The sequence below is a fragment of the Acetobacter sp. KSO5 genome (assembly GCF_044094635.1).
GTDB classification, from domain to species: Bacteria; Pseudomonadota; Alphaproteobacteria; order Acetobacterales; family Acetobacteraceae; genus Acetobacter; species Acetobacter cerevisiae.
Map to the genome: position 1 here is coordinate 546696 of NZ_CP172014.1, position 12807 is coordinate 559502.

15 protein-coding genes are annotated in these 12807 nt (G+C 61.6%); 5 read left to right on the forward strand and 10 right to left on the reverse strand.

The window, feature by feature from the left end; genetic code table 11:
• Nucleotides 1-7: 7 nt before the first annotated feature.
• The 3 genes from ACHQGU_RS02430 to mtnA form a co-directional block, all read right to left on the reverse strand.
• Nucleotides 8-928, reverse strand: coding sequence for a DUF2272 domain-containing protein (locus ACHQGU_RS02430; RefSeq protein WP_395496364.1), 921 nt, complete (start codon nucleotides 926-928; stop codon nucleotides 8-10).
• A 149-nt stretch (nucleotides 929-1077) separates the two neighbouring features.
• Nucleotides 1078-1572, reverse strand: a complete 495-nt coding sequence (ybaK, locus tag ACHQGU_RS02435) for a Cys-tRNA(Pro) deacylase (RefSeq protein WP_086653359.1) — start codon at nucleotides 1570-1572, stop codon at nucleotides 1078-1080.
• Nucleotides 1573-1752: 180 nt separating this feature from the next.
• Nucleotides 1753-2847, reverse strand: a complete 1095-nt coding sequence (mtnA, locus tag ACHQGU_RS02440) for an S-methyl-5-thioribose-1-phosphate isomerase (protein WP_395495748.1) — start codon at nucleotides 2845-2847, stop codon at nucleotides 1753-1755.
• A 323-nt stretch (nucleotides 2848-3170) separates the two neighbouring features.
• On the opposite strand from mtnA, the gene ACHQGU_RS02445 reads away from it, so the two are divergent.
• Complete coding sequence (locus tag ACHQGU_RS02445; RefSeq protein ID WP_395495749.1) at nucleotides 3171-3899, forward strand: histone; 729 nt, start codon at nucleotides 3171-3173, stop codon at nucleotides 3897-3899.
• Nucleotides 3900-4324: 425 nt separating this feature from the next.
• Here ACHQGU_RS02445 and ACHQGU_RS02450 read toward each other — a convergent pair whose 3' ends face one another.
• Genes ACHQGU_RS02450 through ACHQGU_RS02460 form a run of 3 tightly spaced genes read right to left on the reverse strand, consistent with a single transcriptional unit; the run spans nucleotide 4325 to nucleotide 6519 of the window.
• A complete protein-coding gene (locus ACHQGU_RS02450; protein WP_395495750.1) occupies nucleotides 4325-5362 on the reverse strand; it encodes an asparaginase in 1038 nt (345 codons plus the stop codon).
• Nucleotides 5363-5383: 21 nt separating this feature from the next.
• Nucleotides 5384-5959, reverse strand: a complete 576-nt coding sequence (locus ACHQGU_RS02455; protein ID WP_395495751.1) for a hypothetical protein — start codon at nucleotides 5957-5959, stop codon at nucleotides 5384-5386.
• Nucleotides 5956-6519, reverse strand: a complete 564-nt coding sequence (locus ACHQGU_RS02460; protein ID WP_062142358.1) for a Fur family transcriptional regulator — start codon at nucleotides 6517-6519, stop codon at nucleotides 5956-5958. Before ACHQGU_RS02460 ends, ACHQGU_RS02455 begins: the two co-directional genes overlap by 4 nt.
• Before the next feature lie 227 nt (nucleotides 6520-6746).
• Here ACHQGU_RS02460 and ACHQGU_RS02465 point away from each other — a divergent pair, with 227 nt between their 5' ends.
• From ACHQGU_RS02465 to ACHQGU_RS02475, 3 genes are read left to right on the forward strand one after another with little or no spacing between them, the layout of a single operon-like run.
• Nucleotides 6747-7625, forward strand: coding sequence for a metal ABC transporter solute-binding protein, Zn/Mn family (locus ACHQGU_RS02465; RefSeq protein ID WP_395495752.1), 879 nt, complete (start codon nucleotides 6747-6749; stop codon nucleotides 7623-7625).
• Nucleotides 7622-8548, forward strand: coding sequence for a metal ABC transporter ATP-binding protein (locus ACHQGU_RS02470; protein ID WP_082779360.1), 927 nt, complete (start codon nucleotides 7622-7624; stop codon nucleotides 8546-8548). Before ACHQGU_RS02465 ends, ACHQGU_RS02470 begins: the two co-directional genes overlap by 4 nt.
• Nucleotides 8541-9332, forward strand: coding sequence for a metal ABC transporter permease (locus ACHQGU_RS02475; RefSeq protein WP_062142390.1), 792 nt, complete (start codon nucleotides 8541-8543; stop codon nucleotides 9330-9332). The genes ACHQGU_RS02470 and ACHQGU_RS02475 overlap by 8 nt, the downstream gene beginning before the upstream one ends.
• Before the next feature lie 19 nt (nucleotides 9333-9351).
• Here the strand turns inward: ACHQGU_RS02475 and ACHQGU_RS02480 are convergent, their stop codons facing one another.
• Together ACHQGU_RS02480 and ACHQGU_RS02485 are read right to left on the reverse strand one after the other, a co-directional pair.
• A complete protein-coding gene (locus tag ACHQGU_RS02480) occupies nucleotides 9352-9486 on the reverse strand; it encodes a hypothetical protein (protein ID WP_256441415.1) in 135 nt (44 codons plus the stop codon).
• Nucleotides 9487-9505: 19 nt separating this feature from the next.
• Nucleotides 9506-10000, reverse strand: coding sequence for a flavin reductase (locus tag ACHQGU_RS02485; protein WP_062142388.1), 495 nt, complete (start codon nucleotides 9998-10000; stop codon nucleotides 9506-9508).
• A gap of 60 nt (nucleotides 10001-10060) precedes the next feature.
• Here ACHQGU_RS02485 and ACHQGU_RS02490 point away from each other — a divergent pair, with 60 nt between their 5' ends.
• Complete coding sequence (locus tag ACHQGU_RS02490; protein ID WP_395495753.1) at nucleotides 10061-11083, forward strand: enoyl-CoA hydratase/isomerase family protein; 1023 nt, start codon at nucleotides 10061-10063, stop codon at nucleotides 11081-11083.
• Here the strand turns inward: ACHQGU_RS02490 and ACHQGU_RS02495 are convergent.
• Together ACHQGU_RS02495 and ACHQGU_RS02500 are read right to left on the reverse strand one after the other, a co-directional pair.
• Complete coding sequence (locus tag ACHQGU_RS02495) at nucleotides 11071-12234, reverse strand: arabinose transporter (protein ID WP_253558773.1); 1164 nt, start codon at nucleotides 12232-12234, stop codon at nucleotides 11071-11073. The two genes, ACHQGU_RS02490 and ACHQGU_RS02495, sit on opposite strands and share 13 nt — an antisense overlap.
• 54 nt (nucleotides 12235-12288) lie before the next feature.
• Nucleotides 12289-12738 carry a hypothetical protein gene (locus ACHQGU_RS02500; RefSeq protein ID WP_395495754.1) on the reverse strand — a complete coding sequence of 150 codons (450 nt, stop codon included), beginning with the start codon at nucleotides 12736-12738 and terminating at the stop codon, nucleotides 12289-12291.
• Nucleotides 12739-12807 lie beyond the last annotated feature (69 nt).

Below are 12807 nucleotides of genomic sequence, written 5' to 3' on the forward strand. Positions count from 1 at the left end.
GGGGTGTTTACAGCCCCGCGTCCGGTTCCGCCTCTGCATCATAGAGCACTTCCAGAATGGTGCACCACGGATAACGCGAGTCATAGCTCTCGCCGCTGGGGGCGGAGATGTGGCCGGTTGCGTCCGTTGGCACATGCGTCAGCGCCACGGCATCATCAATATTACCGCCAATAATGCTTAGCTGGTGGCCAAAAGGCTGCCCGGTCTGGTTGGTGGCAACCACATACCCGCAATGCGCCGGAAAGCCGTAGGAGGTCGGCAGGCTGGAAAAGCGCACGGACGTTTTGGCGCGGCCACGGCCCACGCAGATCAGGTCACCCTGTTTGGGCACATAGGCCGCCGGGTCCTGTGCGCGCAGGACGGAGGACTGCCCCGCAGCCGCTGCATTGATATAGGTGGAGTGGTTGGGAGAATACGGGAAGCGGTTATTCGCCCCGGCCACACGCATGACATAAGAGATAAAGGCCGCGGACCACGCATAATCGCCGTCATGCACAAAGTTGGTCAGGCGGCCACTGGCGTCATGCTTGCCGGTAAACGTGGATTCCGTCACGTCCGGGTCCATCCCGATCCACCAGTATTCCCCAACACGTTCCCACAGGCCGGGGGCGCGTTCGGGTTTGACGGAGGCAATCTGGGGTTCCGGGCGCAGTTCCGGGTCATCATCATTCACCGGGCTGCCGAACATCCGCCATTCCCGCATGGCAATGGCTACCACGTCCTGCCGGTTGAACGGTTCATAATTGCGGGTGGCAAAATCCGGCACGTGGCCGGAATAGCTGTAGCCGTAGCTCCCTGCGCTGCTGCCTGCAGCGGTGGTTGCGGTGGGGCGAGCCCCCGGAACGTGCGAAGGTTGCGCCGCACAGGCTGCCAGACATAAGGGGGCCAGCAGGGCAACAGAGAGCTTGCGTGACAATCTCGTCTCCATCCAGACAAATCCCTCCGGGGTGCCCGGAGCGTCAGGAGCCCTTGCCGTCAAGAGCTCTCCTGTTCTGCATAAGCCGCCCCGCGACGTGGGAAAAGAGGGGAGTGCCTTTTTCACGGCCCCCCTGTTTCCTTTTTGTCGCGTCTGTGTCTTCAGGCAGCCGGTTCAACCGTCAGGTCAGCTGTCTGGCCGTTGACGCATTTTACGGCGTCTGCCGGAGCCAGACCGACCACCAGACCACGCCCGCCGCCGTTGATGTACATGATGTCCTGCTTGAGTGCGCTTTTTTCAAACACAACGGGCACCTGTGTGCGGGAGCCAAACGGGCTGATGCCGCCAACCTGAAAGCCCGTCAGCGCTTCTGCCTTTTCCGCCCCCAACATCCGGGCGTTTTTACCACCGAACAGGGCCGCGACCTTTTTCAGGTTCATTTTCTGATGCACGGGAATAACCGCACACACCACCTGCTTTTTATCAATTTCGACCATCAGGGTCTTGAAGACCTTTTCGTTATCAATCCCGATACCTGCTGCGGCGTGCAGGCCAATTTTGCCGGGGTCAGACACATACTCATAGTCATGCATGGTGTAGGCAACGCCATGGGCCGCCAGAAATTGGGTTGTGGGGGTTTCTATCGTCTCAGACATGCTCTTGCCCTTTCAAAATGGCATCATGGCGCGGACTGTATTGCGTCGTATAGCGCTTATCAGGCGCAGGCCGGGGGCCGTCAAGAAAAGCCGTGCGCATAGGCGTATGCACAAAAAAATGCGGCACCGGACAAAGGGGGGCGGTGCCGCAGGATCAGGCTCGGATGAAAGGCTCTTTATTTACTGTTCAGGAAACAAAGAGCGCAGGCCTTCTTCTGTCGCCGGGCAGATGCCGCGCTCAGTAATCAGGCCCGTCACAAGCCGGGCCGGGGTGACATCAAACGCCGGGTTGGCGGCCGGGCTGCCGTCCGGGGTAATCTGCACACGGGTCTGCCTGCCATTCTCGTCCCGGCCCGCAACATGCGTGATCTCGGACGCTGCCCGTTCTTCAATAGGGATTTCCGTCACGCCATTGGCCACGCTCCAGTCAATGGTGGTGGAGGGCAGAGCCACCCAGAACGGCACCTTGTTGTCCTGCGCGGCCAGCGCTTTCAGATACGTGCCGATCTTGTTGGCGACATCCCCTGTGCGGGTCACGCGGTCTGTGCCCACAATGAGCAGATCAACCTGACCATGCTGCATCAGGTGGCCGCCAGCATTATCCGCAATGACCGTATGCGGCACACCGTGGCTGCCCAGTTCCCACGCGGTTAGGGCAGCCCCCTGATTTCTCGGGCGGGTTTCATCAACCCACACATGCACATTCAGCCCTTCATCATGCGCCATGTAGATGGGGGCCAGTGCCGTGCCCCAGTCCACGGTGGCAATCCAGCCCGCGTTGCAATGCGTGAGCAGGTTAATCTGTGTGCCAGCAGGGCGGTTTTTGGCAATCTCACGGATCAGTTCCAGCCCGTGGCGACCAATAGCCTCGTTCTGGGCGGCGTCTTCATCACAAATGCGGCCTGCTTCCGCATAGGCCGCAGCAACGCGGTTCTCCGGGGCAACGGGACGCAGGCTGTTCAGCATACGGTCAATCGCCCAGTGCAGATTTACGGCTGTGGGTCGTGTGGCAGCCAGCATGGCGGCGTTCTGCTCCATCGCGGCATCACTGGCGTCCTGCCGCAGGGCCAGCGCAAGGCCGTAGGCTGCCACAGCCCCAATCAGCGGCGCGCCGCGCACCTGCATGGTGCGGATGGCATGAGCCACCTCCTGCTGAGTGGTCAGGCGCAGTATATCGAGGGAGAAGGGGAGGCGGGTCTGGTCAAAAATGTGAATGGACCAGCCATCTTTTTCATTCACCCAGACGCTGCGATACGGCGTGCCGTTGATCTTCATGAACCTGTTCCTGTCAGGATTGGGGATATGCGCTGATAATACCGGAGAGTTCATCGGATCACCACTCCCGGTCTGCGGACATGGGGTGTCAGCGGCCGGAATGGAACCCCTGGCACAAGGTGGGTCTCCGTAAAACGCCGGTTATTCTTTCTGGTTCTAAAGTATTTTTTGCATTTTCTGTTGTTTTTGTTATGAATGACACGAGTTTCAGGTCATCGGGGCGCCTTTCAGGAGCCTTTCCTGAAAGAGTAAAAAGAATTAATTCTATAATCTCGTTTGTATTTCTTAAAGTTTTGCAAGCGGGGATCAAAATGGAGTTTTGAATGAGCGAAACCAAAAAGCGCCGCGCCACGGCCCGGACTTCCGTATCCGCCGCCCGTACAGCCCCGGTTGCCACGCGCCGCACGCGCAAGACCCCCGCAAAAAACGCGGTAGTGGAAGAAGAAATTGCACCCAAGGCTCCGGCTCGTAAGCCGCGCAAGGTTGCCGCTGCAAAAGTGACGGACGCTGTTAAACCGGCCCGCGCTCCCAAAGCTGCAAAAGCTGAGGCCGCCCCGAAGAAAAGAGCAACCGCTGCAAAAGCTCCGGCCAAAGCCGCTGCCAAGCCCGCCATGCGCACCCCGCGCAAAGCCGCCGCCGCTGCTGCCGAAGCCAAACCGGCAACCCGCGCTACACGCCGCAAGGTTGTAGAAACCGTTGTGGAAGCACCGGCTCCTGCACGTCGTGGCCGTCGTCCGGCTGCTGCCGCTGCTGTTGAAGTCGCAAAGCCGGTTAAAGCAACGCGCAAAGCCGCAGCCCCCAAGCAGGCTGCTGCTAAAACCACCACGGCCCGTAAGGCTCCGGCCCCGGTCAAAACCCGCACACCGCGCGCTAAAGCTGCTCCGGCAGAAAAGAAAGTGCGTCTCTCCGCTGTTGAAAAACTGCGTATTGTGCAGGAAACACGCCGCCAGAAGCGCTATGACCGTCTGGCAGCAGAAGCGGCTGAAGCCGCAGCCAAGCCCGCGACAACGCGCGGCCGCAAGGCTTCCAAAACAACCCGCAGCAAGAAATAAGTTTCTCCGGTCTGGCCTCCTGTAAGCAGGGGGCGGACCGATCTGCTGCGCCAGCCGGGATCCTGTTTTATGCAGCGCTCTCCCGGCTGGTTTGGTTTCCGGCAGGCCAGAAAATCTCTGCTGCCGATGGTCTTTTTCTCTGGATGAAGACGTTTTGTGGGTCAGACAGACGCATCATGTCAGACCATACACCCTAAAAATATTTTAATGCTTTCTTCAAAATAAACGAATTTTCTATAAAGTGTTTTTGTTTTGTTCTTGTTTTTCCGACAGGCACAGTTGTAAGAGGCGGGTTTGCAGGCGCGCAGGAGTAAGCCGTAACACCTATAAGAAGGCAGCGCCTCACGGCAACGCAGATCATAGCCTGAGGCCAATCTCCACGCTGCCATAAGGGCGATGCAGGCGTTTTATAAAACCGTGATATCTCAGGCCGCTGCGTCGGGCAGTCTGTCTCCGGCCAGTTCACGAGAGGCGCGGAGTTCACCTACCACCAGACCGTTCCAGTTTTTAAGCGGGCGCCGCATAAAGTGGTTCAGGATCGGGGCATCTTCACCCCCAAAGCGGGCAATCAGCGCCGCCGCAGCCGTTTCCGCAGCCCGCACGCCGCCATCCCGACATTTAATGGCAATGCCCAGACCTTTTTCCGGCAGAATGGCAATCATCACGCCTTCCGCGCCCATTTTGGTCAGCACACGCGGGGCCAGATCCTGCATGACCAGCGTATCAAACTGGTCCGTGCCCGCAATCATGAACGGCGCAGAGGAAATGGCAGCCCGCAGACGTTGTGCAGCCTGCGCACGGTCCGCACTCAGCCCCGTGCCGGTGGCAAAGCGCGCATAGGCCAGTGCCAGGGCAGAGAGCGGAATGGCCCATGTGGGAATAGCGCAGCCATCCGTGCCCCGGTTGGCATCGGTATGCGGTACACCCGTCACATCGGCCAGCGTGCGGGCCATGGTCTGCATGATGGGGTGTTCCGGGCGGATGTAATGGGCCGGGTCCTGCCCCGTCGCGCAGGAGAGGCAGATAAAGCCCGCATGCTTGCCAGAGCAGCAGTTATGCAGCGCGCAGGCCTGCTCACCCGTGGCTGCCAGAGCGCGGGCCGCATGGGCATCCAGCGGCCAGTGGGTGCCGCATTCCAGCACACCATAATCCCACCCGGTGCGGCCCAGCATGTCTGCTGCAACGGCAATATGCTCAGGCTCCCCCTGATGCGAGGCACAGGCCAGCGCCAGCGCGTCCTGCGGCAGAGAGTATTTGTCCGCAGCGCCTTCCGTCAGCAGCGGTAACGCCTGCAGGGCCTTCACGGTGGAGCGCGGATAGATGGGGGTGGCGACATCACCCGTGGCAAACACGGTTTTTCCCGAGGCATCCATCACAACAGCCGCGCCATAATGGCGGGATTCCACCCGGCCTCCGCGTGTGACCTCAGCCAGAAGCGTGTCGCTTTGCGTGTTTCCTGTCATGGTTGCTTATCGATCCTGTTTCTATCTGCTTCCGCTCAGCAGATAACACGGAGCGGAAAATTCTGCGCTGTGGTCCGGTTCCGGTTCCAGCCACTCGGAGACCATGGTGCGCCGCAGACGTAGCACCACAGGTGTTGTGGCGAAAAGTCCCGGTGGGTCATCAGTCATTTTCGTCAGCCAGTGCGCCACACCACCACGCTCTGTCAGCAAAAGCGGGTGGGTTTTCCGCAAGGGCAGGCCATCGGCCAGAAACTGGCTGGCTGTGTCTGGCTCCGTGACCAGATAAAGCCAGCTGTCAGGTGTGGCGTGCGGGGAAAAGCCAGTGGCAGGCACAGCAGAAAGCCGAAGTTCTTCGGTATCCAGATGCGTGCGGGGTGGCCGGGGGCGCGGCGGCAGAGGGTGCGTAAACAGATCGGTCTGTAACGGGTTTTCCGCTTTTGCGCGGGGTGCGCGTCTGGCGGACGTTGTCCGCTGGGGTCGGTCAGCGTCTGTCTCGTGGGCCGGTGTGGTCTGCGTGCCAGCCTTGCGGGGTCTTTTACCGGGCTGCGCACCCAGCAGGTCAAACTGCACAGGTGGGCGGCCCGGTTTTGAGGTCATGAAGGGGAGGGGGCAGCCTGTTTGCGGGCGGCTTTGCCTGCCGGGCGGGCTTTGGCAGCACAGTCGGCGCACAGGCCAACGACTTCAATGGACGCCCCCTGCATGACAAAATCCTGCTCCCGGCAAATGCCGCGCAGTGTTGTCAGCAGGCTGGAGTCCGCAATTTCCGTCACACTCTTGCAGGATTTGCAGATAAGGAACTGCGCCGTGTGCAGGCAGGTATCATGATCGTGGTCATGGCAATGGTCGGGGTCGTGGCCGGGTGCGTCATGCAAAAGATGGGTGCAGGGCACAAAGGCGGACAGGCGCTCAATCCGATGGATCAGCCCGTGTTCCAGCAGAAAGTCCAGCGCGCGATAGACTGTCGGCGGTGCCGGGCGACGGTCCGGGGTTTTGATCTTTTCCAGCAGGTCATACGCGCCAACCGGGGTTTTTGCGTCCAGAATCAGACCAAGAATTTCGCGGCGCTGCTGCGTCATGCGTCCACCCTGCCGGGTGCACAGGGCATCCGCCCGGTCGAGCTGGCTTGTGGTCGCGGGGGAAAACTCTGTGGGGGTCATGCGGTCACTACAGTCTGCGCGGCAGAAATCACGGTTTGTCTCCAGTCCGGCCTTGGGAGCGGGTGTATCTTACGCGTGCCAGAGAGTGAACGCAAAACAGACCAGCCCTTCGGGTTCTGGTCAAACTCATCATGTTATAATATCACGTTCACCCGGCTGGCGGTCACAGGACTCGTTTGCCGGTCTGCACTGCCTCTGTGAACAGCCGATCGACAAGGATCAGCCTGATGCGTTTTCCTGCTTCTGTTTTGTCTTGCCTGATGCTTGCCGGCATATGGTCCGGTTCTGCTACGGCGGCGGAAACGCCTGTGGTGGTTGCTGCGGAAAATACGTGGGGCGATCTGGCCGCGCAGGTGGCGGAGCCGGATATGCACGTCACCTCTATTCTGAACGCACCGACCATCGACCCGCATCTGTATGAACCCACCCCGGCAGATGCCCGGCTGGTGGCGCAGGCCAGCCTCGTGGTAGCGAACGGCGCGGGGTATGATGCCTGGCTGGACCGTCTGGTGCAGGCCCGGCGCGGGCCGCCGGTGCCGGTGGTGAAAGCGGATGGCTGGACTGGCTGGCATGAGGGCGATAACGCGCATCTGGCCTATAATCTGCCTGCGGTTGCGGCCTTTGTGAGCCGGTTTATTGCCGCCTGTCAGGCGACGGACCCACAGCATGCCGGGGCATATGAAGCACGGGGTAAAACCGTCATGGCCGCCATTCAGACTGTTCTGGACGCCATGACCACCCTGCGCGCGCAGGTGCAGGGCCAGCCCGTAGCCGCGACGGAGCCCGTCTTTACCCCGCTGGCCGATAGCCTCGGTCTGGTGATGAAGGAGCAGGCTTTTCAGGTGGCTGTCATGAATGATGTGGAACCGCCGGCGTCCTCCGTGGCGCAGTTTGATGCCGATATCCGCCAGCATGCCGTGCGGTTTGTGGCCTATAACGCACAGGCCGACCGCCCCTCCGTGCAACGGCTGATTGCGCAGGCGCATGCTGTCGGGGTGCCGGTGCTGCCGGTGCGTGAGATCATGCCGCCCGACACCCACTGGCAGGACTGGATGCACGGTATTCTGACGCAGGTCGCGCAGGTGCTTGGCCAGCCTACCCCATGACATTCCCCCTATCATCTCCGCACGATCCCAATGCCTGTGGCCACTCTCATGCCGGATCAGGCGCGCAGAGTGCGGCAGAGCCTGCACAGGCGCACCTGTCAAAACCGCACGCTGCACCAGAGAGCATCAGCCTGCAGGATGTCACGCTGGCACGGGGTGGCCGCGTTGTGTTGAGTCAGATCAGTCTGGCCATCCCGCAAGGCAGTTTTGTCGGGGTTCTGGGGGCCAATGGAGCCGGGAAAACAACGTTGTTTCACGCGCTTCTGGGGTTGGAGCCGGCAGTGCAGGGAAGCATGCAGATCAACGGTCAGCCGGTGCGCCGTGGGCATCGCGCTGTGGGTTATATGCCGCAGATGCGCAAGCTGATTGGCGGGCAGTTTACCGGCTGGAGCATGGTGGCCTCGGCCCTGCACGGGCAACGCTGGGGGCTACCCTGGTATGGTCGCGCCGGGCGAGCGGCGGTGGATGCCGCTCTTGCGGCAGTCGATGCGCAAGACCTGGCGCAAAGGCCAGTTGCTGCGTTGTCTGGCGGGGAGCGCCAGCGGCTGCTGCTGGCGCAAACGCTGCTGGATGATCCCTCTGTGCTCCTGCTGGATGAACCTCTGGCCAGTCTGGACCCCGCCCGCATGCGGGAGACAGTGGAGCGGATTCACACCCTTGCGCGCGCCCGCAACATGACGGTGCTGATGTCCGCCCATGATATTAATCCGCTGCTCGGCCTGATGGACCATGTGCTGTATCTGGCCCGGGGCAAGGCGCTGCTCGGCACGGTGGATGAGGTGATTACCACCAAAGCTCTCACGGCCCTGTATGGCGCGCCGGTGGATGTGGTGCGGGCCGGAGGGCGTGTGTTTGTGGTGGCGGAAGGCGGCGGCTCGGCCTTGCAGGAACATGACTGCGGAGGGTGCGGCGCGCATGCTTGATTATGACTTCATGCGCACGGCATTTCTGGCCGCACTGCTGGTGGCGCTGGTGTGCGGCCCGGTTGGCTGGTTTCTGGTGTTGCGCGGGCAGACCTTCGCCAGCCATGCGCTTTCTCACGTGGGGTTTGCCGGAGCAACCGGCGCGCTCATGCTCGGTCTTTCCCCCCTGACCGGACTGGCCGGAGGTGCACTGGCTGCCGGTATTCTGATGGGTCTGGCCGGAGACCGCGTAGCCGGGCGTGATGTGATGATCGGCCTTGTGCTGTCCGTCGCCATGGGCGTGGGGGCGCTGTTCCTGCACCTGCTCACCCGCTCGGCCAGTGCGGCCACGGCGCTGCTGTTTGGGGATATTCTCGGCATCAGCCCCGGTATGCTGGGCTGGCTGGCGCTGCTTTCCGCCGGGTGCCTGCTGGGGCTGGGCATCATGGCCCGCCCGCTGCTGTTTGCCACCCTGCAACCGGAAATGGCGGAAGCCAAAGGCGTTCCGCTTCAACTGCTGGATGTGCTGTTTCTGGCTCTCGTGGCGATTGCCACGGCAGAATGTGCGCAGATAACCGGCGTTCTGCTGGTCTTCACGCTCATGGTCGCCCCGGCGGCAACCGTGCTGCGGCTGGGCCTGTCCCCGCTCGCTGGGCTGGGCGCAGCTGCCGGTCTCGCTCTGGCCGAAGCATGGGGTGGCCTGATTTTGTCATGGTATACAGATTGCCCGACCTCCTTCTGGATTGCCCTTCTGGGCGGCGCGGGCTTTCTGCTGGTCGGGCTGGTGCAGCGTTTTAGGGCGTAACAGCCCTTAAGCCTGCTTTTTACTGCGGCAAAGACCAGTCCAGCCAGCCCCACAGCAGAATGAACACTGCCAGACACACATGAATGATAATCAGCGTGCGAACGGTAATAACCGGCACGTCATCTTCATGTTCCATTTTGGGGCGAGGGGCCATGGGTCAGGGTCCTGTCAGATTAAGGCGCCGTATGCGGCAGGGCATGATAGGCGCGGTTGAAATAGACAAGCCCACCCGCCGTTTCATGAATGCGCAGGGCTTCAACCACCCCAAATAGCACACTATGCGTGCCCACTTCCACAATCTGGCTAATGCGGCAGTCAAACGTGGCCACGGCCTCTTCCAGCACCGGTGCGCCGGTCGCCAGTGTGGTCCAGTGCCCGGTGGCAAAGCGTTCCGCCATGCTGTTGGGGCTGGCAAAATGGTTGGACAGCGCCTGCTGCGTGGCGGAAAGCACGTTCACGCACAGCGGCCCCCCCATCACAAACGCCTCACGCGCGCGGCTCGCCCGGTTCAGGCAGACCAGCAGGGTCGGCGGGGTATCCGTCACGGAGCAGACGGCGGAGGCGGTAAACCCCACGGGGTCTTCCCGCGTTCCAGTGGTCACAATATTAACAGCAGCACCAAGTCTGGCCATTGCGTTGCGGAAGGTACTGGTTTCCAGCGCCAACATCTGCTCTCCTTCATCCCACTCCAGACGCAGTGTTTTGTGCATGAATATAAGAGGAAAGCAATGACTGAAGCCCTCCTTTCCGGCACGCCGACCGTCAAAACAGAACGGATAGGGCCGGTGGGCCGCATCCGGCTGGACCGGCCGGCCAAGCTTAATGCGGTGGATCTGGAGATGGCGGAGGGCATCGCCCGTGTGCTGGAGGCCTGGGAAGAGGACCCGGACGTCACGCTGCTGCTGCTGGACAGCACAAGCCCGCGAGCCTTCTGCTCCGGTGGAGATCTGCGCGCTTTGAGCGATCTGATCCGCGTGGAAGGACCAGAGGCCGGGGTGCGGAAAATTACCCGGGTGTATGGCGTCATGCGGCAGATTGCGGCTTACACGAAACCGATTGTCTCGCTGCTGGATGGGATCGCCATGGGTGGCGGCATCGGGCTGGGCGGCCATGTTCCGTATCGGGTGGTCACGGAGCGGTCTGTGCTGGCCATGCCGGAAACCGGCATTGGCATTACGCCGGACGCCGGGGGGTCATGGATTCTCGCCCAGATGCCCGGCCTTTCCGGCTTGCGGCTGGCGCTCCTTGGGGAGCGGATGAACGGGGCTCAGGCGGTTCAGAACGGGTTTGCGGATTATCTGCTACCATCAGGCAGCCTGCCGGATCTCGTCACGCAACTCGCCACTCAGCCGGTGCCGGATATGCTGGCAACGCTCGCCCAGCCGGTTCCGGCCGCTCCGGAACATGCGGTGGAGGCATGCTACAATGCGCCCGATCTGGCGCAGGTCCTGCACAATCTGGAGGCCGACGGCAGTGAAGCCGCCCGGCAGGACCATGAGGCACTTTCCCGCCTGTGCCCGTTTTCTCTTCAGATCACATGGGCCGCATGGCACCGGGTGCGCACGCTGGAGTCACTGGATGACGCCTTTGTGCAGGAAACCACACTGGTCAGCCACCTGATGCATCGCCCGGATTTTCTGGAAGGGGTGCGCGCCAAGCTGATCGACAAGGACAACGCGCCGCGCTGGCAGCCCGCCACGCTGGATGAGGTCAACCCGGACGAGGTCGCGCGCTGCTTTCAGCGGCTCTGAGGCTTAAGTGCTAACAGCAGGCACACAAGGCCTGCTCCCAACATGGCGCACAGGCTGCCCAGCAGGAAGACTTCGGCATAACCGCTGCGGTCTGCCAGAAACCCCGCCAGCGGCCCGGTGGCGGCGTAGGCCAGATCCTGAAAGGCGGAAAACCCGCCAAGCGCTGTGCTGCGCATGGGGGCGGGCACCAGATGCACCACTTCCACCCCCAGCGAGGGGTAGACCATGGAGCAACCTGCTCCCGTCAGAAACGCGCCAACTAATGCGACTTCCGGCGAGTGCGCCCCCCAGATCAATGCCAGCCCGACGGCTTCCACCAACAGGGACGGGAGGGCCACTTTCAGCCCGCCGATCCGGTCCGGCAGATGTCCGCACAGCAAACGCATAGCCACAAAGGCCACGCCAAAGCAGGTCAGCCCCCACCCGGCGTAAGACCATCCCGCCTGCAAAAACCGCAGAGAGAGGAAGGCCCCGAGGGCTGCAAACCCAATTCCCTGCAAGGCAACAGCCAGCCCCGGCCAGCGGATCTTGTTCAGAATGGCCCAGAACGGTTCCCGATGCCCCGTATGCAGAGGGGCGGCTGGCAATGTGCTGATCAGCGCCAGCCCCACTAACGGCAGAGCAGCGCTCACCGCCATCAGGATGGCAAAACTGAAGTGCTGATAGACAATCAGCCCCACCGGTCCCCCCACCGCAAACGCGCCATACATGGCGGCCCCGGTCCAGGCCATCACCCGGCCTGCCTGCGGTTGCCCGGCCAGACCAATACCCCAGCCCATCATGCCGACAATACACAGGCTCTCACCCAGTCCCAGCAAAAGCCGCCCGGCAATCAGCACGCCATAGCGCCCGAATGGGGGAAGGGCGGGCAGGGTGGAGAGCAGGCAAAGCCCGCAGGCCAGCGCGTACAGCACCAGTCCACGCCGCATGCAGCGGTGTCCGCCCGAGGCATCGGCAATCTGCCCGGCATAATTACGGGTGAAAATGGTGGAGAGGAACGGAATGCCCACCGCCAGACCGGCCAGCACGTTGCTGAACCCCGGCCAGGACATGACGTACACCGGCACGGCTGTCAGAGACAACGCCACGCTGAGGTAGGAAAGGAAAAGCGCCAGACTGAGTCTGGGCAGGAAGGAACGATCGGTTTTCATGGATGCGGCAGACCGTATCGTGGTCGCTGGTTTATGGCTAGAGGGTCTGTCCCCTCAGGCGGCCTGACGTGGCGGTGGCGCAGTGAAGGTGCGCCATGTGGTGTAGAGGTCCGCCTGCTCCGGGCTGGGGCAGCGTCCTTCCTTCCGTCCGTAATGGTTATAATGCGCGGCACCGGAGGGGCATTCCCCAAGCTGGACGGCAATGGCCACGTCCGGGTTCTGGCGCAGATACCAGTCTTCACAAAAGGGAGGGGCTGCTCCGTCCCGCTCTTCCCAATAGCCACGCGTGACATAGTGCTCCTGCGCGGAGGATATGTGTCCGGCCCGGATGGCGTCCGCCACATCTGGATTGGTGCGCAGGTAGGCATCTTCATCAAACGGCTGATGCCGCAGATAGTTTTCAATTAGCAAAAGCAGTAGAGAGTGAGGGACCGTCACAGAGTGTTCATCAGCCTGCTCGGCAGACAAGCCAAGAGTTCTGGAGAGAAAGGAATACGGGATCATGTGCTCTCCTCTGTCAGATATTAATATTTCCTTAAAGTATGACAGCGGATTAAGCCGGGCAAGCCACAA

Bases quoted from the DNA above. Each gene is read 5' to 3' on its own strand.
- ACHQGU_RS02430 (WP_395496364.1), bottom strand. From the start codon at position 928: ATGGAGACGAGATTGTCACGCAAGCTCTCTGTTGCCCTGCTGGCCCCC.
- ybaK (WP_086653359.1), bottom strand. From the start codon at position 1,572: ATGTCTGAGACGATAGAAACCCCCACAACCCAATTTCTGGCGGCCCAT.
- mtnA (WP_395495748.1), bottom strand. From the start codon at position 2,847: ATGAAGATCAACGGCACGCCGTATCGCAGCGTCTGGGTGAATGAAAAA.
- ACHQGU_RS02445 (WP_395495749.1), top strand. From the start codon at position 3,171: ATGAGCGAAACCAAAAAGCGCCGCGCCACGGCCCGGACTTCCGTATCC.
- ACHQGU_RS02450 (WP_395495750.1), bottom strand. From the start codon at position 5,362: ATGACAGGAAACACGCAAAGCGACACGCTTCTGGCTGAGGTCACACGC.
- ACHQGU_RS02455 (WP_395495751.1), bottom strand. From the start codon at position 5,959: ATGACCTCAAAACCGGGCCGCCCACCTGTGCAGTTTGACCTGCTGGGT.
- ACHQGU_RS02460 (WP_062142358.1), bottom strand. From the start codon at position 6,519: ATGACCCCCACAGAGTTTTCCCCCGCGACCACAAGCCAGCTCGACCGG.
- ACHQGU_RS02465 (WP_395495752.1), top strand. From the start codon at position 6,747: ATGCGTTTTCCTGCTTCTGTTTTGTCTTGCCTGATGCTTGCCGGCATA.
- ACHQGU_RS02470 (WP_082779360.1), top strand. From the start codon at position 7,622: ATGACATTCCCCCTATCATCTCCGCACGATCCCAATGCCTGTGGCCAC.
- ACHQGU_RS02475 (WP_062142390.1), top strand. From the start codon at position 8,541: ATGCTTGATTATGACTTCATGCGCACGGCATTTCTGGCCGCACTGCTG.
- ACHQGU_RS02480 (WP_256441415.1), bottom strand. From the start codon at position 9,486: ATGGCCCCTCGCCCCAAAATGGAACATGAAGATGACGTGCCGGTTATT.
- ACHQGU_RS02485 (WP_062142388.1), bottom strand. From the start codon at position 10,000: ATGTTGGCGCTGGAAACCAGTACCTTCCGCAACGCAATGGCCAGACTT.
- ACHQGU_RS02490 (WP_395495753.1), top strand. From the start codon at position 10,061: ATGACTGAAGCCCTCCTTTCCGGCACGCCGACCGTCAAAACAGAACGG.
- ACHQGU_RS02495 (WP_253558773.1), bottom strand. From the start codon at position 12,234: ATGAAAACCGATCGTTCCTTCCTGCCCAGACTCAGTCTGGCGCTTTTC.
- ACHQGU_RS02500 (WP_395495754.1), bottom strand. From the start codon at position 12,738: ATGATCCCGTATTCCTTTCTCTCCAGAACTCTTGGCTTGTCTGCCGAG.